At 75.3% G+C, this 20414-nt stretch carries 21 protein-coding genes; 7 read left to right on the plus strand and 14 right to left on the minus strand.

Annotated features, from left to right (window positions below):
• Positions 1-25: 25 nt before the first annotated feature.
• From FHX32_RS28115 to FHX32_RS28130, 4 genes are all read left to right on the plus strand, one after another.
• Positions 26-1600, plus strand: coding sequence for an AMP-binding protein (locus tag FHX32_RS28115; RefSeq protein ID WP_167189817.1), 1575 nt, complete (start codon positions 26-28; stop codon positions 1598-1600).
• A complete protein-coding gene (locus FHX32_RS28120) occupies positions 1597-2808 on the plus strand; it encodes an MFS transporter (protein ID WP_167189820.1) in 1212 nt (403 codons plus the stop codon). The genes FHX32_RS28115 and FHX32_RS28120 overlap by 4 nt, the downstream gene beginning before the upstream one ends.
• Positions 2809-3018: 210 nt before the next feature.
• Positions 3019-3933, plus strand: a complete 915-nt coding sequence (locus tag FHX32_RS28125) for an aminoglycoside phosphotransferase family protein (RefSeq protein ID WP_486481372.1) — start codon at positions 3019-3021, stop codon at positions 3931-3933.
• Positions 3934-3985: 52 nt separating this feature from the next.
• Positions 3986-4390 (plus strand): MmcQ/YjbR family DNA-binding protein, encoded by a 405-nt coding sequence (locus FHX32_RS28130; protein ID WP_109898643.1) that lies wholly within the window; start codon positions 3986-3988, stop codon positions 4388-4390.
• Positions 4391-4473: 83 nt separating this feature from the next.
• Here FHX32_RS28130 and FHX32_RS28135 read toward each other — a convergent pair whose 3' ends face one another.
• Positions 4474-4941, minus strand: a complete 468-nt coding sequence (locus FHX32_RS28135) for an SLOG cluster 4 domain-containing protein (RefSeq protein WP_167189823.1) — start codon at positions 4939-4941, stop codon at positions 4474-4476.
• 139 nt (positions 4942-5080) lie between these two features.
• Between FHX32_RS28135 and FHX32_RS28140 the strand changes: the two genes are divergently transcribed.
• Positions 5081-5773 (plus strand): SGNH/GDSL hydrolase family protein, encoded by a 693-nt coding sequence (locus FHX32_RS28140; RefSeq protein ID WP_167189826.1) that lies wholly within the window; start codon positions 5081-5083, stop codon positions 5771-5773.
• A complete protein-coding gene (locus FHX32_RS28145) occupies positions 5770-6789 on the plus strand; it encodes a WYL domain-containing protein (RefSeq protein WP_167189829.1) in 1020 nt (339 codons plus the stop codon). The genes FHX32_RS28140 and FHX32_RS28145 overlap by 4 nt, the downstream gene beginning before the upstream one ends.
• Positions 6790-6878: 89 nt before the next feature.
• On the opposite strand, the gene FHX32_RS28150 is transcribed toward FHX32_RS28145, so the two are convergent.
• The 12 genes from FHX32_RS28150 to FHX32_RS28205 form a co-directional block, all read right to left on the minus strand.
• Positions 6879-8237, minus strand: coding sequence for a circularly permuted type 2 ATP-grasp protein (locus tag FHX32_RS28150; protein WP_167189832.1), 1359 nt, complete (start codon positions 8235-8237; stop codon positions 6879-6881).
• Between the two features lie 3 nt (positions 8238-8240).
• Positions 8241-9212: a transketolase C-terminal domain-containing protein gene (locus FHX32_RS28155; RefSeq protein ID WP_167189835.1), complete on the minus strand. Its 972-nt coding sequence runs from the start codon at positions 9210-9212 to the stop codon at positions 8241-8243.
• Positions 9213-9214: 2 nt separating this feature from the next.
• The gene (locus FHX32_RS28160; protein ID WP_167189838.1) at positions 9215-10186 is read right to left on the minus strand and encodes a thiamine pyrophosphate-dependent dehydrogenase E1 component subunit alpha; all 972 of its coding nucleotides are present in this window, start codon (positions 10184-10186) and stop codon (positions 9215-9217) included.
• The gene (locus FHX32_RS28165; RefSeq protein ID WP_167189842.1) at positions 10183-10974 is read right to left on the minus strand and encodes a DUF3050 domain-containing protein; all 792 of its coding nucleotides are present in this window, start codon (positions 10972-10974) and stop codon (positions 10183-10185) included. The genes FHX32_RS28160 and FHX32_RS28165 overlap by 4 nt, the downstream gene beginning before the upstream one ends.
• A 1-nt stretch (position 10975) precedes the next feature.
• A complete protein-coding gene (locus FHX32_RS28170) occupies positions 10976-11905 on the minus strand; it encodes a phytanoyl-CoA dioxygenase family protein (RefSeq protein WP_167189845.1) in 930 nt (309 codons plus the stop codon).
• A complete protein-coding gene (gene hppD / locus FHX32_RS28175) occupies positions 11902-12993 on the minus strand; it encodes a 4-hydroxyphenylpyruvate dioxygenase (protein ID WP_167189848.1) in 1092 nt (363 codons plus the stop codon). Before hppD ends, FHX32_RS28170 begins: the two co-directional genes overlap by 4 nt.
• Before the next feature lie 67 nt (positions 12994-13060).
• Positions 13061-14299: a beta-ketoacyl-[acyl-carrier-protein] synthase family protein gene (locus FHX32_RS28180; RefSeq protein WP_167189851.1), complete on the minus strand. Its 1239-nt coding sequence runs from the start codon at positions 14297-14299 to the stop codon at positions 13061-13063.
• A complete protein-coding gene (locus FHX32_RS28185; RefSeq protein ID WP_167189854.1) occupies positions 14296-15912 on the minus strand; it encodes a class I adenylate-forming enzyme family protein in 1617 nt (538 codons plus the stop codon). Before FHX32_RS28185 ends, FHX32_RS28180 begins: the two co-directional genes overlap by 4 nt.
• Positions 15909-16436 (minus strand): beta-ketoacyl synthase chain length factor, encoded by a 528-nt coding sequence (locus FHX32_RS28190; protein ID WP_167189857.1) that lies wholly within the window; start codon positions 16434-16436, stop codon positions 15909-15911. Before FHX32_RS28190 ends, FHX32_RS28185 begins: the two co-directional genes overlap by 4 nt.
• Positions 16433-17512, minus strand: coding sequence for a beta-ketoacyl synthase N-terminal-like domain-containing protein (locus FHX32_RS28195; protein WP_167189859.1), 1080 nt, complete (start codon positions 17510-17512; stop codon positions 16433-16435). The genes FHX32_RS28190 and FHX32_RS28195 overlap by 4 nt, the downstream gene beginning before the upstream one ends.
• The gene (locus FHX32_RS28200) at positions 17505-17750 is read right to left on the minus strand and encodes an acyl carrier protein (protein WP_167189862.1); all 246 of its coding nucleotides are present in this window, start codon (positions 17748-17750) and stop codon (positions 17505-17507) included. Before FHX32_RS28200 ends, FHX32_RS28195 begins: the two co-directional genes overlap by 8 nt.
• Positions 17750-18016 (minus strand): acyl carrier protein, encoded by a 267-nt coding sequence (locus FHX32_RS28205; RefSeq protein WP_088993997.1) that lies wholly within the window; start codon positions 18014-18016, stop codon positions 17750-17752. The genes FHX32_RS28200 and FHX32_RS28205 overlap by 1 nt, the downstream gene beginning before the upstream one ends.
• A gap of 15 nt (positions 18017-18031) precedes the next feature.
• Between FHX32_RS28205 and FHX32_RS28210 the strand changes: the two genes are divergently transcribed.
• The gene (locus tag FHX32_RS28210) at positions 18032-18808 is read left to right on the plus strand and encodes a 4'-phosphopantetheinyl transferase family protein (RefSeq protein ID WP_167189865.1); all 777 of its coding nucleotides are present in this window, start codon (positions 18032-18034) and stop codon (positions 18806-18808) included.
• On the opposite strand, the gene FHX32_RS28215 is transcribed toward FHX32_RS28210, so the two are convergent.
• Positions 18703-20097 (minus strand): class I adenylate-forming enzyme family protein, encoded by a 1395-nt coding sequence (locus tag FHX32_RS28215; RefSeq protein WP_167189868.1) that lies wholly within the window; start codon positions 20095-20097, stop codon positions 18703-18705. The two genes, FHX32_RS28210 and FHX32_RS28215, sit on opposite strands and share 106 nt — an antisense overlap.
• Between the last annotated feature and the right edge of the window lie 317 nt (positions 20098-20414).

The following is a 20414-nucleotide window of genomic DNA, read 5'->3' on the forward strand; positions in this document are numbered from 1 at the left end:
CCGCCGGACCGGATGGGGACTGCCGATGACTGACGGGCAACGGGCCAGCTACGTGCACCGGGCGCTGGCGCTCTTCGCCGGCTGGGACGAGCGGGAGGCGCTGGTCGGCGGTGGCCGCCGGCTCAGCTACGCCGACGTGCGCGCCGAGGTGTGTGCGCTGGCCGGCACGCTGCGCCGGCACGGCGTACGGCCGGGCGCGGCGGTGCTGGTCGCGCTCGGCAACCCGGTCGAGGGGCCGCTGGTGCAGCTCGCCCTGCACCTGCTGGGCTGCCGGACGATGTGGGTCGCGCCGGTCACCTCCCGGCGGGAGGTCACCGACTTCGCCCGGCTGGCCCGCCCCGACGCCTTCCTCTACGACGCGCGGGACCCGGCCGGCCTCGGCCCGGAGCTGGCCGCCGCGCTGCCCGGCGTGCCGGTCTTCTGCCTCGGGCCCGGTGGCGCCGGCCCCGACCTGACCGCCGCCACCGCACCCGGGGACGAGCCCGACGAGCTGCCCGGCGCGGTGCCGGCGCCGGAGTCGTTCCTGCAGACCAGCGGCACCACCGGCCGCCCGAAGCTGGTGCACCACCGGGAGAGCTTCTACGCGCAGATCCTCACCCTGGCCGCGGACTTCCGCGCCGCCGGCTTCCCGCTGCTGCGGCACCTGTCGCACTCCCCCATGTGGCTGGCCAGCGGCCAGATCACCACCCTGTTCAACCTGTTCACCGGCGGCGTGCTGTTCCTCCGCGACGGCTGGGACCCGGCGCGGTTCGTGGACACGGTGCAGCGGGAGCGGATCAACTCCACCTTCGTCACCCCCCCGATGCTCTACGAGGTGCTCGACCACCCAGCGCTGGACGGCGCGGACTTCTCCGCGATGTTCATGTTCAACGTGGGCGCCGGGCCCGCCGCGCCGGCCCGGCTGCGCCAGGCGATCGCCCGCTTCGGTCCGGTGCTGCGCATCGTGTACGGCCTCAGCGAGGCGGTGGTGATCACCGCGCTGCCCGGGCTGACCGACGACCCGGAGCACCCGGAGCGGCTGCGCTCCTGCGGCCGGCCGTACGGGGACGTGCGGGTGGAGATCCGCGCCGAGGACGGCACGGTGCTGCCGCCGGGCGTCGACGGTGAGGTGTGGGTGCACACCGAACTGCGCTTCGCCGGCTACCACGGCGAGCCGGAACTGACCGCCGACACGCTGGTCGACGGCTGGGTGCGCACCCGCGACATCGGGCACCTGGACGCCGACGGCTACCTCTACCTGGTCGACCGGTTGCAGGACCGGATCCTCACCCGGCAGCGCAGCTGGCCGATCTACTCCCGCCCGATCGAGGACGTGCTGGCCGAGCACCCGCAGGTGCGGGCCGCCGCGGTGATCGGCGTACCGGACGAGGTGGCGGGCGAGGTCCCGTACGCCTTCGTGGTGCCGGCACCCGGCGCGACGGTGACCGGCGCCGAGCTGATCGACCTGGTGACCACCGCGCTGAGCGACACCTGGGCGCCCGGGGCGGTCGAGTTCGTCGACCGGCTGCCGCTGAACCGTTCGGCCAAGGTGGACAAACGGGCGCTGCGCGCGAGGTACGCCGCGGCCCACCCGCACGCCGCGATCGGCAGCCCGGCGTGACTCCCCGGCGGGAACTGGTCACCCTGGTCACCGCCGATCTGATCTCCAACCTGGGCAGCCGGATCTCGGTGGTCGCCATCCCCTGGCTGGTGCTGGAGACCACCGGCAGCCCGGCGAAGATGGGTCTGGTGGCGTTCGCCGAGACGCTGCCGTACCTGCTCTCCAGCGCGCTGGCCACGCCGTGGGCGGACCGGATCGGGTTGCGCCGCACCTCGATCCTGGCCGACCTGGCCAGCGCGGCGCTGATGGTGGCGGTGGCGCTCACCCCGTGGCTCGGCTTCGGCGCCCTGGTGGCGCTGGTGGCCGTCGTCGGCGGGCTGCGCGGCATCGGCGACCGGGTCAAGCACGTGCTGTTCCGGCCGGCCGCGGAGGCCGCCGGGGTGCGGCTGATCCGGCTGACCTCGGTCTACGACGGGTTGGGCCGGCTGGTCACCCTCTTCGGGGCGGCCGCCGGCGGCCTGCTCGTCTGGTGGTTCGGGGTGACCGGGGCGATCCTGATCGACGCGGCGACGTTCGGCGTCTGCGCGCTGCTGATCGGCGCCCTGGTCCGCCCGCCGGCGGCCAGCGCGACGCCGGCCCAGCCGGAGGGCTACCTGCGGGCGCTCGCCGGCGGGTTCCGCTACCTGGGCCGGGACCGGATGCTGCTCAGCATGCTGCTGGTCATCGCCGCGCTGAACATGGTGGCCAACGCCAGCATCGCGGTCTACATCCCGCTCTGGGTGGCCGGCGTGCTGGGCAACCCGGCCGGGCTGGGCCTGGTGCTCGGCGCGTTCTCGGCCGGCGCACTGCTGGGGAACCTGCTGTTCACCGTGCTCGGGCCCCGGCTGCCCCGCTACCCGACCTTCGTGGCCGGGGCGCTGGTCAGCGGCACCCCACGGCTGGTCGCGCTGGCGCTCAGCGAGGAACTGCCGGTGGTGCTGGTGGTGACCTTCCTGTCCGGCATCGGCATCGCCGCGGTGAACCCGCTGCTGGGCGTGGCGCTCTACGAGCGGGTGCCGGCGCAGTTGCAGACCCGGGTGATCGGGCTGGCCGGGTCGCTGGGGTTCGTGGGGCTGCCGGTGGGCGCGCTGCTCGGCGGTTGGTCGGTGGCCGCGTTCGGCCTCGCCCCGGCCCTGCTGGCGATGGCCGCCGCCTGCCTGCTGGTGACTCTGCTCCCGCTCTCCACCGCCCTCCGCCCCACCCCCTCCCCCACACCCACCACCCCCTGACGCCTTCCTCGTCGATCAAGGGATTTGCGTCAGGATCGCGCCCCCGGCGTGACACAAACCCCTTGATCACGGCGCGGCCGGCGGTGGGCGGCGCGGCCGGCGGTGGGCGGCGCGGCCGGCGGTGGGCGGCGCGGCCGGCGGTGGGCGGCGTGGTCGGAGGCGGGCGGGAAACGGGTTGCCGGGGTGGGGTCGGGTGGGGAGGGTCGGGGGGTGGAGCAGGATGGGCGAGTCGCGGTGCCGGACGACGTGCTGCGCGGGTGGATCGACGTGGGGCTGGTGCGCCGGCTGGTCGCGGCGCAGTTTCCACAGTGGGCCGACCTGCCGGTCCGGCCGGTCGCGGTCGGCGGCTGGGACAACCGCACCTTCCGTCTGGGTGACCGGATGACCGTCCGGCTGCCCTGCGGCGAGGGCTACGCCCTCCAGGTCGCGAAGGAGCGGCGCTGGCTGCCGGTGCTCGCGCCCCGGCTGCCGCTCACCGTGCCGATCCCGCTCGCCGCCGGGGAACCCGGCGCCGGCTACCCGCACCCGTGGTCGGTCTACCGCTGGATCGACGGCGACACCGCCCGCCCCGAGCGGATCGCCGACCTGGCCGAGTTCGCCACCACCCTCGCCGGCTTCCTCGCCGCGCTGCGCCGGGTGGACCCGGCCGGCGGGCCGGCGGCCGGCCGGCACAGCGCGTGGCGCGGGGCGCCGCTGCGCACGTACGACGCGGAGACCCGGCGCGCGGTCGACGCGCTCGGCGACCGGATCCCCCGCAACCCGGTCACCGCGATCTGGACGGCCGCCCTGGCCACCACCTGGGACGGCCCGCCGGTCTGGTTCCACGGCGACATCGCCGTCGGCAACCTGCTGGTCCGCGACGGCCGGCTGGCCGCCGTCATCGACTTCGGCTGCTGCGGGGTCGGCGACCCGGCCTGCGACACCGTGATCGCCTGGACCCTGCTGGACGGTCCGAGCCGGACGGCGTTCCGGGCGGCGCTCGGCGTCGACGACGCCACCTGGGCCCGGGGGCGCGGCTGGGCACTGTGGAAGGCGTTGATCACGCTGGACGACGCCGACCCGGCACGGGCCGCCGAGGCCCGGCACACGCTCGGCCAGGTGCTCACCGAGTGGCGGGAGGGCTGACCGTAGGGCGTAGGGCGACCCGCCGGCGGCGCGCGGCGCGTATCGTCGGGGCGTGGCCACCTGGGACGACGTACGCCGCATCGCGCTGGGCCTGCCGGAGACCAGCGAGCACCCGTCGTACAACGGGGCGCCGGCGTGGCGGGTGCGGAAGAAGTCCTTCGTCTTCGACCGTCCGCTGCGCAAGGCCGACCGCGAGGCGCTCGGCCCGGCCGCGCCGGACGGCCCGGTGCTCGGCGCGTACGTGCCCGACCTGGGGGCCAAGGAGGCGCTGCTCGCCGACGACCCCGCCGCCTACTTCACCACCCCGCACTTCGACGGCTACCCGGTGATCCTGGCACGGCTCGACCAGCTCGACGTCGAGGAGCTGACGGAGCTGGTGGTCGAGGCGTGGTACGCCTGCGCGCCGAAGCGGCTCGCGGCCGCGTACCAGGCCGGGCAGCCGACCACTCCGTCCTGACCGGGCGGGCCGGTCAGGCGTCCGGGCGACGGAACGGGACGGCCGCCGGCGGGCCACCGTGCCGCGAGGTCGGGCCCGGCGAGTCAATCCGACAGTGCCGCCACGACGGCCTCCTCGGCGGTGGCGACGTGCACCGGACCGGGCACGGGCAGCCCGTCGGCGTCGAGGATCCGCCAGCCGCCGAGCACCACCACCGGGATGCCGCCGCGGCGCAGGCCCAGCGCCACCTCGCTGAGCGTGCCCCAGGACCCGCCGACGGCGATCATCGCGTCGGCGCTCCACACCAGGATCGCGTTGCGGGCCTGACCCATGTTGGTGACCAGCACCGCTGAACAGTCGGCCGGGCCGGGGTCGGTGCCGTCGTCGGGGCGTACGCCGATCACCAGGCCGGACCGGGAGCGGGCGCCGGCGGCGGCCGCGGCCATCACCCCGCCGCCGGCACCGCAGAGCACCGTCACACCGCGCTCGGCGAGCAACTCACCCACCCGGCGGGCGTACGCCAGCTCGGTCCCGCTCGCCGCCGCCGGGCCGCAGACCGCCACCTGCACCATGGCCGACCCCCCTTCCGCCCGCCCATCATGCCCGCGGCGGTGGCCCTTCCGGGACGAGCGCGCGAGGGTCCGCCCGGCGGAGGTCGTCCTGCCCGACGGGCCGCTGCCCGCGGCCGACGGGGTCGATTAGCGTACCCCCATGCCATCGACGTTGACCGAAGCGACCGATCCGTGGTGCCTACGTCTCGGGGAGAGCGCGGCGCTGCTGCGCGGGCATCCGTGGCGGCGCTTCGCGGTGCTGGGCGACAGCGTGGCCGAGGGGCTCTGCGAGCCGGTCGACGGCTATCCGGAGGTTCAGTGGGCGGACCGGATCGCCGCCGAGCTGCTGGCCGCGGCGCCCGACCTGGCGTACCTGAACCTGGGGCTGCGCGGGCTGCGGGCGCACGAGGTACGCGCCACCCAACTCGCCCCGGCGCTGGCCTTCCGCCCCGACCTGGCGCTGGTGGTCTGCGGCGGCAACGACGCCTTCGCTCCCGCCTACGACGCCGACGCGGTGGACACGGAGCTGACCGCGATGATCGAGGCGTTGCGGGCCGCCGGGGCGGACGTGATCACCGTCGGGATGTTCGACGTGTCGCACAGCCCGGCCGTCCCGCAGCGGCACCGGGCCGGCCTGGCCGAGCGGATGCGCCGGCTCTCCGCGCACACCGGCGCGCTCGCGGAGCGGCTCGGCACCCTGCACGTGCGGCTCACCGACCACCCGCTCACCGCGGACCCGTCGATCTACAGCAGCGACGGCCGGCACGGCAGCGCCCGCAGCGACGCCATCGCCGCCGCCGAGACGGTCCGCCGCCTCGGCGCCCACCTGGCCGCCGTCCGGCGCCCCGGTTGACCGCCCCGGTCCGAACCCGCCGCCGGCCCCACCCGGCCGCGACGGACCCGTGGACCGTTTCGCTCGGATGCCGGGCGGGTGCCGCCGGGCGCGTCAGGAGGTGTGCTCTGGGGGTCAGCCCGCGCACCCTACGGCGGGACGTCGAGCGGCTGCGCGGCTACGGCTACCCGGTCGACACCCAGCCCGGACCGGGCGGCTACTACCGGCTCGCGGCCGGCCGGACCATGCCGCCGCTCGTCCTCGACGACGACGAGGCGATCGCCACCCTGCTCGGTCTCGCCTCGCTCGCCGCCACCGGTCCGGCCACGTACGGCGCGCTGGACGAGGCGGCGACCCGCACCTACGGCAAGCTGGAGCAGTTCCTGCCCGCCCGGTTGCGTCCCCGCGTGGCGGCAGTCCGGGCGAGTCTGGAGACGGGGCGGCACGAGACGCCGCCCGTGGCCGCCGAGCAACTCGGCCTACTCGCCGACGCCATCGCCGGCGCCGAGGTCGTCACCTTCAGCTACACCGACGCGCAGGGCACACGCAGCCGGCGACGGGTCGAGCCGTACCGGCAGGTCCACCACCTGCTGCGGTGGTATCTCCTGGGGTGGGACGTCGACCGGGCCGACTGGCGGGTGTTCCGACTCGACCGGATCGGCGGCCCGGTGCGGACCGGCACCCGCTACGCACCCCGGCCGCTGCCGGCCGAGTCGGCGCTGGAGTACCTGCGGGGCGGCCTCGGTGGAGCCGGGCAGCGGGTGACCCTCGTGGTCGAGGCGCCGGCGCACCGCGTGCTCGACGCCCTCAGGTACCACGACATCGAGGTCGACGCCGTCGACGACCGGCGGACCCGGGTCGTCGTCTCGGTCGACTCCTGGCAGTGGCTGCTGCTCAACCTCGCCTTCCTGGACGCGGACTTCACCATCGACGCCCCACCCGACCTCACCGCCGCCTGCCACACCTTCGCCCACCGCCTCCTGACCGCCACCACCCCTCCTCCGCCCGGCACCCCCGACCCATCCCGTCGATCATGAAGTTGCTGACCCGACACGCCGGGGCGAGCCGCAACAACTTCATGATCGACGCGGGCGGAGCGGGGCAGGGCGGAGCGGGGGCGGGGCGGTCAGTCGGTTACCAGGAGGCCGGAGAGGAGGACGCCGCGGGCGAGGTTGAGGACTCCGTCGCAGCCGGGGAAGCCGGTGCGGATGCAGGCGCCGGCCGGCTGGCGGCCGAACAGGTACGGCGCGATGCTGTAGGGCACCTCGGCGGTGACCGTCTCGCCGGTCTCGATGTGCACGAAGTCCAGCGGGACGGTGTCCGCCGGGACGTACTCCTGGAGGATGAAGCCGCCCCGCTCGGCGAACCGGCGCACCCCGTCGCGCCAGCCGTCCGCGTCGCACTCCCGGCCGATCAGCACGTCCACCCCGGCCGAGCCGTCGGCCGGCTTCGTCACCAGGTCGGCCCGGTCGGCCACCGCCCGGTCCAGCAGGGCCGGGGTGAGCGCCCAGGTACGCGGCACGTACCGGTGGATCAGGTCGCGGTCGGCGGCCGGGAGCGCGTCGGCGTCCGCCCAGAGCCAGGCGAAGCCGAGCTTGTTGGCCAGCAGCCAGGCCGCCGACGACACCCACATCGGCACCGTTCCGGCCGCCAGCCCCGCCTCCAGCGCGTCCACCCCGGCGCTCGGGGTGACCCGGTTGGGCACGAAGAGCCGGAACACTCCGTCGACCGGCGCGCCGTCGACGACCAGCCGGTTGTCGCCGTCCAGCGTCACCCCGGACACCGGCGCGATCACCAGGTCCAACCCGAACGCGGCGGCCCGCTCGGCCACCGGGGCGAGCACCCGCAGGAATCGCTGCGGGTCGTCCAAGCCCGGGTACTCGGCGTCGAAGTCCAGCAGCATCGCCACCCGCGCCCCGTCCGGCAGGCACAGCCCGGCGCGGATCGCCGCGAACCGGCGGTCCACCGCGGACGGCGCCGCCTCGAGGCGGACCCGGTCGGTGATCCCTCGGGCCCGGTAGACGTCGACGAACCGGCGGACCACGGTGTCGGCGTCGAACGCGCCGCCGAGGCTGCTGTCGATGTTGTACTCCACCACCCGCGGCACTCCGCCGGAGAGCAGCACGTCCGGCCGGAAGGCGGCCAGCAGCGCCTCGGTCAGCGGCTCGTCGTCGTTCAGCAACCGGGTCGCCCCGGCCGGAACGCCGAGCAGCCGGCGCAGCTCCCCCGCGGTGCCGGCGCGCCGCCGGCACGCCTCGAAGATCAGCTGGGCGAGCCGGTCGCAGACGGCGTTCAGCACGTCCAGCGAGGTCCGGTCCATCACCGGCGGCCGGGCCAGCCGCCACTGCCGGTTGTACGTGGCCCGGCCGTCGAAGATCTCCCGCCAGGACTTCGCCCCGGCGGCCACCATCTCGGCCCGTACGTCGGCGGGCAGGTCCAGCCACGCCTGCGCGGCGGACGGCCAGCGGTGGTCAACGTCGATCATGTCTCACCCGTCCTTCAGCACGTGTTGGATGGCGGTGCGCAACTGGTCCCGACCCGGTTGCACGGCCCGGTCCAGCGCGGGGGCGAACGGCAGCACCGCACCGTCCGGGCGGGTGACCCGGCGCGGCGGCGCGACCAGCGGCACCCGCTCGACGATGGTGGCGATCACCTCGCCGGCGATCCCGCAGGACCGGTTCGAGTCGTCGACCACCACCAGCCGCCGGGTGCGGGCCACCGACTCGGCGAGCGAGTCCCAGTCGAACGGGTACAGCGTGCGCGGGTCGTACACCTCCACCGACGCCTCGCCGGCCAGTTCCTCCGCGACCGCGAGCGCGTCGTGCACCAGATGCCCGACCGCGACCACGGTGACGTCGTCGCCGGCCCGGTGCACCCGGCCCCGGCCCAGCGGCACCGGGGCCAGAGCGGCGAAGTCCACGTCGGCGCGGACGTCCAGCGCGCCGGCCGGCGCGAAGACCACCACCGGGTCGTCGCAGCGCACCGCCGAGACCAGCAGCCCGTACGCGTCCGCCGGGGTGGCCGGCACCACCGTGGTCACCCCGACGTGGGCGAAGAGGCTGTACGGGTGGTCGGAGTGCTGCCCCGCCCAGCCGGTACGGGAGCCGGAGCCGGGCACCAGGTAGGTCACCGGCACCGCGCACTGCCCGCCGGTCATCAGCGGGAACTTGTGCGCGTGGTTGACGATCTGCTCGAAGACCAGGAACAGCAGCGACGGGATCTGGAACTCGACCACCGGGCGCAGCCCGGCCAGGGCGGCGCCGGTGGCGAAGCTGGTGAACGCCTGCTCGGACAGCGGGGTGTCCCGCACCCGCTCCGGGCCGAACCGCTTGAGCAGCCCGGCCGTCACGTTCGCGGCGCCGACCCGGATGTCCTCGCCGAGCAGGAACACCGTCTCGTCGCGGGCCAGCTCGTCGGCGAGCGCCCGGGTGAGCGCCCGCCGGTAGGAGAGCCTGGGCATGGTCAACCACCTCCGGTGCGGGCGGTGAGGCCGCTGGCGTACAGGTGCGCCAGCGCGCCGGCCGGGTCCGGCTCGGGGCTGGCCAGGGCGAACTCCACCGCCGCTGCCAGCTCCCGGTCCACCTCGGCGTCCACCGCGGCCCGGTCGGCGGCGGACAGCCGGGCGCCCTGGATCGCCACCGGGTCGCGGGCCCGGCCCCGGGCCACCTCGTCGGGCGGGCGGTAGTCGAGGCGTACCACGTGTTCGAAGGTGTGGTGGGCGTCGAACCGGTAGGTGCTCGCCTCGATCAGCTCGGGGCCGCCGCCGGCGCGTAGCCGGGCGACGGCGGCCGCGGCGGCGTCGCGTACCGCCTCGGGGTCCTGGCCGTCCACGACGGTGGCCGGCATGCCGAACGCGGCGGCCCGGCCGGTGATGCTGCCGGCCACCGCGCCGGCGACCGGCATGGTGGTGGCGTAGCCGTTGTTCTCGCAGACGAACAGCACCGGCACCCGCCAGAGCGCCGCCAGGTTGAACGCCTCCAGCAGCATCCCCTCGTTGACCGCCCCGTCGCCGAAGAAGCTCACCCCGACGGTGTCCGCGCCGCGCCGCCGGCGGGCCCAGACCGCACCGGTGACGATCGCCCCGGACGCGCCGACGATGGCGTTGGCGCCGAGCACGCCGACGCCGAAGTCGGCGGCGTGCATCGAGCCGCCCCGGCCGGCGTTCAGGCCGGTGGCCCGGCCGCACAGCTCGGCGAGCATCCGGGCCGGGTCGGCGCCCTTGGCCAGCACGTGCCCGTGCCCGCGGTGGGTGCCGACCACCACGTCGTCGGCGCCCAGCGCGGCGCACACGCCGGCGGCGATCCCCTCCTGACCGAGGTAGGGGTGGATGCCGCCGACGATGTGCCCGGCGCGGACCAGCTCGATGGCCCGCTCCTCGAACCGGCGGATCAGCCGGACCGTGCGGTAGAGCCGGACCGGGTCGGCGTCGGTCACCGACCCGCCTTGATCGCGGCGAGGATGTCGTCCCAGAGCCGGGCCCGGGCGGCCAGCGCGGTGTTCACCGTGTCCGCGCACTCCTGCCACTTCGCGTCGTCGTCGCCGCACAGGTCGGCGAGCATCTGCATGGCCATCGGGGTGTGCTGCTCGCCATCGACCTCGATGTGCCGCTCCAGGTAGTCGACGAACGTGTGCAGCCGCCGGCTGCGTTCGTTGACCGCGACGACCTGGGCGAACATGTCCGGGATGAGATCCTCCCGGCCGAACGCGAAGGCCGCCGCCTGGCAGTGCACCGGGGTGCCCTCGATGATCCGCCAGGTGGTGGCGGCGAACGCGGCCGACGGGGCGGGCACCCCGGCCTCGCCCAGCGCCGCGCCGACCGGCCGGCCGGCGCGCAGCAGCTCGACCAGCCGGTCCACCGCGGTGGTGTCGGCGCCGGCCTCCCGCATGCCGCGCACGTACAGCTCGAAGTGGCTGAGGTAGCCGTCGCCGAGCTCGTCGCTCTCCTCCACCATCACGATGTCGTTGATCAGCCGGCGGCTGCCGGTCGGCCCGGTCGGGATCCACGGCACGGTGACGCAGGTGAGCTGCCGCTGCAACGACTTCAGCAGCGACATGAAGTCCCAGACCGCGAAGACGTGGTGGGTCATGAAGGTGACCAGCGCCTCGTGGGTGTCCAGGTTGGCGTAGAGCGGGTGCTTGACCACCGCGTCGCGGCGGTCGGCCACCGCCCGCTCCAGGCGCTCGATCCCCGGATGCGTCCTTCCCCAGTCGTACCGTGACATGTCAGCCTCCCTGCTGGGCGCGGTGGCGCCAGATGACCGGGCAGTATTCGGGGTCCGCGTAGTCCGGCCGCCCGTCCGTGGTGCGGCGGACCAGCACGTCGTGGTTGTACGCGGCGAGCGAGCCGTCGGAGAGCGGGTACGCCCGCCAGGCGTTGTCGCCGTCCTGCAGGTGCAGCGAGATCGCCTGCCGGGGGCGGTCGCTGACGTTGGCGCCGCTGCCGTGGTAGGTGCGGCAGTGGTGGAAGCTCATGTGTCCCTTGGGGATCACCATCGGCACCTTGCGGATCTCGGCGCCGTTGTGCGCCGCGTTCGCGGCCAGCATCTCCTCCAACTGATCGCGGTCGCGCTCGGCGAAGTGCCGCACCACCGTGTCGTCGGTGCCGATCTCCCGCCAGCGGTGCGAGCCGTCGACCATGGTGATGGTGCCCATCTCCTCACCGCAGTCGTGGAAGGGGATGAACGCGGTCAGCATCTTCTCCGACGACGAGGACGCCCAGTAGTGCTTGTCGAAGTGCCAGGGCACGATGTTGCTCGGCTCGCCCGAGATCGGCGGCTTGTAGATCAGCGTGGACTGGAAGACGCGGATCTCCTCGGCCTGGGCGAGGCGGGCGGCGACCGCGCCGATCAGCGGCTTGCGCAGGATCGCGGCGAGCCCGTCGTGCTCGTGGTGGACGTAGTCGTTGTGCCGCTGCACCGCGCCCTTCGACGGCTCCCAGTAGGCCAGCTTCGGCGGGCGTACCGGCAGCCGGCGGTCCCGCTCGCCGGCGTAGTAACGCTCGGCGGCCGCCGTGAGGGTGTCCACCTCCTCGTCGGTGAGCAGCTTCTTCGACAGGTACCAGCCGTGCTCGGCGTAGAACCGCACGTCGGAGTCGGAGGGCAGCAGCGCCTCCTCCTCGGCGGTCAGCGTCGGGTCGAACTCGGTCGTGGTCACGCACCCACCCCCTGCGGTACGGCCGCGGTCGCGGCCAGCTCCCGTTCCTTGGCCTCGTAGAGCGCCTTGATGTTGCCGCTGCCGAAGGTCAGCGCCCCGCGCCGCTCGATCAGTTCGAGGAAGAAGGTGCGGCGCACGTGCATCGACTCGGTGAAGATCTGCAGCAGTTGCCCGGCGTGGTCGGAGTCGACCAGCACGCCCAGCTCGCGCAGCCGGTCCAGCGGCGCGTCGACCCGGCCTACCCGGGCCTCCAGCTCGTCGTAGTAGCTGCCCGGGGTGGCCGCGAAGCGCACCCCCCGGGCGGCGAGCGCGCCGACCGCGCCGACGATGTCGTCGGTGCGCAGCCCCAGGTGCTGCACCCCGGCGCCGGCGTGCTGGTCGAGGAACGCGTCGATCTGCCCCGGCCGGTGGCTGCGGTCCGGCTCCAGCAGCACCAGGGTGACCCGGCCGGACGGGCTCTGCACCACCGTGGAGTTCATCGCCTGCCCGTCGACCTCGATGTGCTCGGTGAAGATCTCCGCGAAGCCGAACACCTCCCGGTAGTGCCGTACGGTCGTGACGAGCTGTCCCGGCGGCACGCAGACCGCCAGGTGGTCGATCTCGGCGAGCAGCGGGTCGTCGCCGTCGGCCGGCGGTGGGGTCGGCTCCACCGCGCCGGGCAGGAAGTCGCGCCGGTCGCCGCGCCGCTCCACCAGCCGGTGCAGCACGTCGCCGAAGCCGCCCACCTCGGCGGTGACCACCTCGGCGTCCGCGCCGCGGTAGGTGGCCGGCGGGGTCACCCCGGTCGCGCCACGGGCCACCAGTTCGGCGTACGCGCCGGCGGCGTCGTCCACCTCGACGGCGACCACCGCCACGCCGTCGCCGTGCCGCTGCACGTACCGGGCGGCCGGGTGCTGAGCGGTCAGCCCGGTGGTGAGCACCATCCGGATGTCCGCCTGGCTCAGCAGCAGCGACCGCCGACCGGCCAGCCCGGTCTCCGGGCCGCCCTGGCCGCTCAGCCGGAAGCCGACCGCGCGGCCGAAGTAGAAGGCGGCCTGCCGCGCGTCCCCCACGTAGAGTTCGATGTGGTCGATTCCACGGATGTCCATCTCATCTGCCCTTCCCCCCGTGCTCTGCCGTCGGGCGCGCCCCGCCCGCGGGTAGGTGCTGTGCCGGTCACCTCCTCGGCCGGGCGGCCCGCGCGAGCAGCAGGCTCACGTTCTGGCCGCCGAAGCCGAACGAGTTGGTCAGCGCGTACTCCGTCTCCGTCGCCCGGGGCTCCTTGCGAATGTGGTCGGCCGGGCAGGCCGGATCCGGGTCGTCCAGGTTGTGCGTCGGCGGCAGCAGCCCGCGGCCGAGCGCCAGCGCGGTGGCCGCCGCCTCCAGCACGCCGGACGCGCCGAGCAGGTGCCCGGTGAGCGCCTTGGTGGAGCTGACCGGCACCCCGTACGCCCCGAAGACCTCCGCCAGCGCGGTGGTCTCGGCGATGTCGCCGAGCTTCGTGCCGGTGCCGTGCGCGTTGACGTAGCCGACCCGGGCGGCCGGCACGCCGCCGCTGGCCAGCGCCCGACGCATGCACTCGGCCGCGCCCGCGCCGTCGGGTCGCGGCGCGGTCGGGTGGTACGCGTCGGTGGTGGCCCCGTAGCCGGCCACCTCGGCGTAGCCGGTGGCGCCCCGGGCGGCGGCGTGGTCGGCGCGTTCCAGCACCAGCAGCGCCGCCCCCTCGGCGAGCACGAAGCCGTTACGGCGGGCGTCGAACGGCCGGCTCGCGGCGGTCGGGACGGCCCAGCCCCGGGCGAGCGCCCGGGCGTTGCCGAAGGTGTCCGCGAAGGTGGGGAAGAGCGGCGCCTCGCTGGCCCCGCAGAGCACCACGTCCGCCTCCCCGGCCCGGATCAGGCGGACCGCGTCGGCGACCGACTGGGCGCCGGAGGCGCAGGCGGTGCCGACCGAGGAGGTGTAGCCGCGGATGCCGTACCGGATCGCGATCCGCGCCGACGGCATGTTCGGCAGGATCCCGGTGAGCAGGTACGGGCTGACCGCCGCCCGCCCCCGGGCGGCCCGGGCCAGCACCTGCTCCTCCAGCGTGGACATGCCGCCCACCCCGCCGACGATCACCGCGATCCGGCCCGGGTCGACGTCCCGGCCGACCTCGATGCCGGCGTCGGCGAGCGCGTCGGCCGCGGCGTGCAGCGCGAGCACCACGATCCGGTCCAGCACCCGGGTCTCCGGACCGGACGCGACGGAGCGCGGATCGACCGGCGGCAGCAGGCCGGCGACCTCCAGGCAGTCGGCGGCGGGGTGCCCGGCCGGCGGGCGGGCCAGCCCGGACCGGCCGGCGCAGAGCGCGTCGAAGGTCGCCTCGACGCCGCGCCCGACCGGGGTGAACAGGCCCATCCCGGTGATCACTGCGGTCATGACGAGGTCCCGGTGAGGTAGCGCTCGCGCAGCGCGACCTTGCGTACCTTGCCGGTGACGGTGACCGGGATGTCGTCGGAGCGGACCGGCACCACCCGGCGCAGGGTGGCGCCGACGTCCGGGCCGAGCGCGGCGCGGACCCGCTCGGTGCGATCCTCGGCGGGGTCGGCGCCGGCGGCGAGTTCCAGCAGCACGTCGGTGACCACGGCGCCGCCGTCGGCGACGATCACCACCGTGCAGTCGGTGACGTCGGGGCAGGCGGCGAGGATCCGCTCCTCGGACATCGCGGTGTAGAACCGCCGCCCGTCGCCGGCGTCGACCGAGTCGACGGCCCGGTCCAGGTGGTAGTACCGGCCGTCGGCGTCGGCGTACACCAGGTCGCCGGTGAGGTACCAGCCGCGCTGGCGGAACCGGTAGGTGGTGACCGAGTCGTTCCAGTAGCCGCGGAACAGCGACGGCGAGTCGATGCCGAGCCAGCCCGGCTGGCCGGGCGGCACCGGGTCGCCGTGCTCGTCGAGCACGGCCACCTTGGTGAAGCGGTACGGCCGGCCGATGCAGCGGCCGTACCGGTCGGTGTCGGCGCGGTGGGTGATGTGGAACATCGAGTGCCCCATCTCGCTGGAGCCGAGGCCGTCGATGAACACCGAGCCGGGCACCCGGACCACCCCGTCGCGGGTGACGACGTCCCGGGAGCCGACCGCGACCAGCCGGCGGATGTGCGGCTCGTGCGAGCAGTCCCCGGTGTTGAACCACAGCCGCACCGAGTCCAGGTCGTACCCGGACAGGTCGAAGCGGGCCAGTTCCGCCCAGGTCACCGAGAAGCCGAACACCCCGTCCGGGCGCCACCGCTGGATCGCGTCGAGCACCCGCTCGCCGCCCTGGTCGGAGAGGAGGAACATCTCCGCCCGGTTGCCGAGCGCCTGGTTGACCATGAGCACGGTGGCGGTGTGCGGGGCGGGCAGCGCGTTGAGGATCCGGCTGGTGCCCTGCGCCTGGGGCATGGTGAGCAGGTGCCGGGTGGCGGCGAAGAGGCTGGCGTGCGAGTGCAGCACCGCCTTCGGCACGCCGGTGGTTCCCGAGGTGTGGGTGATGACGACCGGGTCGTCGGCGTGGTGCGGGTAGTGCGCCGGGGCGGCGGACGGATCACCGGCGCCCGCCTCGACGGGGCTGCCGATCACCGGCACGCCGAGGTCGTGCCCGGCCAGCAGCGCGGCGTGCGCGTCGTCCGCGAGCACGCCGACGCCGCGCAGCCGACGGATGTACTCGGCGGCGATCTCCGGGCGGAGCTTGCCGTTCATCAGCGCCGGAATCGCGCCGAGCCGGGTCAGCGCGAGATAGCTGAGCACCATGTCGGCGGCGGCGGTGGCCCAGACCGCGACCGGGTCCCGCGGCCCGATCCCTCGGGCGTGCAGCCAGCCGGCCCGGGCGGCCACCCGCTGGTCGAGCTGGCCGAGGGTGAGCGGATGTTCGGCCGGGTGGCCGTCGACCTCGGTGTCGAAGGTGAGCCCCGGCCCGTCCGGGTCGGCGCCGTACGCCAGCACCCGGGCCAGCACGTTGCCGGCGCCGATCCGCTCGTCGGCGGCCAGCCGGCCGCGCAGTCCCCTGCTCCTCATCGGTCGTCTCCTCCCCCCAGCAGCACCGCGACGGCCGATGCCGCACCGCCGTCGTCGGGTGCGTCGTCGATCAGGACCAGCAACGCCGCGTCGGCGTCGCCGTCGTGCACCAGCAGGTCGGCCGCGGCGATCCCGTCGGCCCGCGGGTCGCCGGTCGGCGCCAGGCAGAGCACCGGCCCGGCCAGCCCCCAGCGGGCGGCCACGTGCCCGGCCACGCTGTTGGGCACCGACTGGAAGAAGAACAACGGCCCCGGGCGGCGGCCGGCGGCCACAGCCGCCCGTACGTGCGCCGCGCTGGCCCGGTCGCCGTCCGCGCTGACCAGCACGATCGCGCACCGGTCGCCGCCCGGCGCGGGCGCCGCCCGGTGGGCGCGGGTGAGGCAGCGCTCCGCCACCGCCGCGACCAGCGGGTTGAACGCCGAGTACAGGTACCCGGGCAGTGGCGGCGGCGGGCCGTCGCCGGGTTCCGGCCAGGCCGCCTCGGCCAGCACGGCGAGCCCGCTCACCCGGTCCGGCCCGGTCACGCCGCACCGACCAGCAGGGCGGTGTTGGCGCCGCCGAAGGCGGCGTTGAGGGTCAGCGCGTACCGGGTCGCCGCGGGCCGGGGCGCGTCCCGGATCACGTCCAGCGGGCAGTCCGGGTCGGGGCCGAGCCAGCCGGCGTTGACCGGCAGCTTCCCGTGCCGCAGCGCCAGCACGGTGACCACCAGTTCGAGCAGCCCGGACGCCTCCAGCGCGTGCCCGTGCAGCGCCTTGGTGGAGCTGACCGGGACGCCCGCCGCCGGGCCCAGCGCCGCGCGCAGGGCCGCCGCCTCGGCGGCGTCGCTGTGCCCGGTGCCGGTGGCGTTGGCGTTGACGTAGCCGACCGCGTCGGCCGGCAGCCCGGCCCGGGCCAGCGCCGCGCCGACCGCGCGGGCCATCCCGCGGCCGGCCGGGTGTGGCTGGCACGGGTGGTACGCGTCGCCGGCGCGGGCCCAGCCGAGCAGGTCGGCCAGCGGCCGGCGGGCGGCCCGGGCGGACTCCAGCACCACCGCGGCGACGCCGTCGCCGAGCAGCAGCCCGGTACGGCCGGCGCTGAACGGGCGTACCGCGCCGTCGGTGGCCAGCGCGCGGCCGGCGTCGAAGAGGGCGTACTGGTCGGGTTCGACGAGGTAACCGGCGGCGACCACCACCCGGTCGGTGTCGCCGCGCCGGATCAGCGCCGCCGCGTCGGCCACCGCGCTGGTCGCCGAGACGCAGGCGGTGGTGTAGACCCGGGTGGGGCCGCCCAGGCCGGTCCAGCCGGCGAGGGTGCCGGCGAGCGCCGGAACTCCGGGGCCGCCGTGCACGGCCAGCAGCAGCGCGCAGCCGGCCCGCCGGGCGGCGTCGAGCCCGGCCGCCCGGCAGGCCTCGGTCACCGACTCGGCCAGCTCGTCGGGCAGGTCGCCCACCTCGGGCAGGGTGGCCGCCGCGTCCACCCGCCGGGCGCCGGTGTCGAAGCGGCGGACCGGCCGGAACGCCGGCACCCCGGCCAGCACGCCGGCCAGGTGCGCCGCCGTGCCCCGGCCGAGGGCGCTGGTCGCGTGCACGCCGGTGAGCTGGACGGCCGCCGCCTCAACCATCTGCGGCGGCGGTCAGGGAGGTCCGGAAGACCGCCAGGGCGTCGTCGACGGTACGGATCCGCGCGAGCTGGTCGTCGGTGAGGTCGAGCGGCCGCTCGTAGCGCTGCTCCACCAGGTGCACCAGCCAGGCCAGCTCCATCGAGCCGATCCGCTCGGGCACCTCGGCGGCCGGTTTCGCGGTGAGTTCGGCGAGCATCGCCACCAGGTCGGCTCGCCCCAGGTCGGGCCGCCCGGTCATCAGGACTTGTCGCTCGTCGCGGTGGCGACCCGGTCGGCGACCATCGCGGTGAACTCGCCGACGGTCATCAGCGCGAGCTGCTCCGACTCGTCGTCGGCGAACTTCAGCCCGTAGCGGTCCTCCACCCGGACGGCCAGGTCGGCGAGGGCCAGCGACTCCAGGTCCACTCCGGACGGGCCGAGGGTGGTGTCGTCGTCGATCCCCTCGACGTCGTAGTTCATGTCGGCGAGCTGCTCGATGACGAAGGCGCGGACCTCGGTTGACATGGTTAACCTCTTTCCGTGAGCCAGCTACCGGTGCCCGGTCGGGACACCGTGCACGTGTGGGTCGGCCGGGGCGCCGGCGGTCGGCCGGGGCTGGCCGGGCGGCTGCTGCGGCGGGCGGGCGCCACGCTGCTCGGCCGCGCGGAGGCGGAGATCGTGGTCGGGCACGCCGCCGACGGGCGGCCGCTGGTCAGCGCTGGCGGGCCGGGTGGCGCGACGGTCGCGCTGCCGGTCAGCGTCAGCCGCGCCGACGCCGTGGTGCTGGTCGCCGCCCGCCGGGCGGGGCCGGTGGGGATCGACGTCGAACGACGCCGCGAACTGCCCGCGCTGGCCCTGGCCCGACGCTGGTACGGCCCGAGTGAGCTGGCCTGGTTGGCCACGCGACCAGCGCGCGGCCGGGCGGTCGACTTCCTGCGGTTGTGGACCGCCAAGGAGGCGGTCGGCAAGGCGCTCGGCGTGGGACTGCGCGGCGGCGGCCTGCGCCGGCCGGTGCCGGTGCCCGACGGTCCCGGCGCTGACCTGCTGCGGCCGCTGCCCGGCCGGGCCGACCTGCGGGTCGGGCACCCGGCGGTCGACCGGGAACTCGTCGTGGCGGTCGCCGTCGCCGGCCCGGTCGACACGTCCGGCGCGGGGGGTGGCGTGCAGGTGCTGGTGGTGGACGGTGACGTCGGGCTGGTGCAGCGGACCGGTCACGACGTCGCCGCCGAGCGCAGCGCGTCCGGGGAGCGGACCAGCTTGCCGGTGGTGGTGCGGGGCAGTTGGTCGAGCAGCCGCAACACGCGTGGCCGTTTGTAGCCGGCCAGCCGTTCGGCGAGCAGCTTGTCCAGCACCTCCTCCGACAGCGGCCCGTCCGGTTGGACGTACGCGATGATGCCGTCGTCCCAGAGCACCACCGCGGCGGCCACCCCCGGCAGTTCGGCGACGCAGGTCTCCACCTCGGTGAGGTCGACCTTCATCCCGCCCACCGACACCTGCGAGTCCAGCCGCCCGTGGACGGTGAACAGGCCGGTGTCCGGGTCGACCGTCCCGGCGTCGCGGGTGCGCAGCCAGCCGTCGGCCCACCGCGTCGGGTCGCTGAGCCCGACGTACGGCGAGGCGGGGCAGCTGACCCGGAGTTCACCGCCGACCGCCCGGACCTCGATGCCGGGCGCCGGGGCGATCGCCGGCCGGTGCCGCCCGTACAGGTCGGTGCCGATCACCCCGACCTCGGTCATCCCGTACATGTTGCCCAGCGGCACGCCGAAGCGGTCGGTGAACGCCCGGGCGACCGCGGCCGGGACCAGTTCCCCACCGGTGGTCATCCGTTTGAACTGAGGCAGCGGCCCGCCCGGCCGGGTGGAGGCGAGCAGTCCGATGTGGAACGGCACGCCGAGCACGGTGGCCGGGGTGTCGGCGGCGGCGATGGCGGCGAGCACGGCGTCGCCGCTGAGCCGCTCCGGCGGGACCAGCTCGACGCCGGCGTGCAGGCCGTACAGCAGTCCGCCGACCAGGCCGAGCACGTGCACCATCGAGGGGAGCAGGACGATCCGCTCGCCGGGCAGCGCCACCCCGTCGATGCGGGTGTAGCGATGCACCTCGGCGACCAGGTCGCCGGCGGTTCGGCCGATCACCTTGGACGGTCCGGTGGAGCCGGAGCTGAGCTGGATCACCGCGTGCCCGCTGACCGCGGGCCGGTCGGCGTAGCCGGTGACGCCGGCGGTGACGTCGACGAAGACGCGCAGCGCCCCGCCGCCGGTGCGCGCCGGCGTCACCACCACCTGTGGGGTGAGCCGGCGCAGCGCCCGGTCCACCTCGTGGTCGGTGAGCCGGTGGTCGAGCAGGATCGCCTGCGCGCCGACCCGCCAGGTGGCCAGCAGGTGCACCACGTACGCCAGCGAGGGCGGCAGCCGCAGCGCGGCGGCCCCGCCGGGACGCAGCCCGGCGTCGACCAGCCCGGCCTGCGCGTCGGCGACCAGCCGGCGCAGGGTGGCCCGGTCGACCGGTGCCGGCAGCCGCAGGCAGACGCCGTCGCCCGGGCCGGACAGCAGCACCTCGTCGACCCATCCCGGGTCCGTCTCCAACGGGTTCCCTGTCGGTTGCTCCATCGCCACCGCCGTCACCGCCCAGCATCGAACAGGGCGGGATCCGCCCAGGAAAAGTGCTTGTCGGGGTGCTGCGGGGGAACCCTACGACGGCACTCGGATCCATTGCCACATGCAAATGGCTAGATCAAAACGAGCGGCTGGCCGGATTGTCGACGGCCCGTTCGACGGGGCAGGATCGGACGCGTATGCCCACCGAACGCTACCAAACGATGACCCATCGTGCGGACGGCGGGCACTGCCGACCGTACGGCCGATGGCGTTCTTCGACCGGCCCGGCCCGGCGCCGGCAGCGGCGGTGGGTTCCGCACGACCCCGCC

This window comes from Micromonospora sp. CNZ280 (assembly GCF_011759515.1).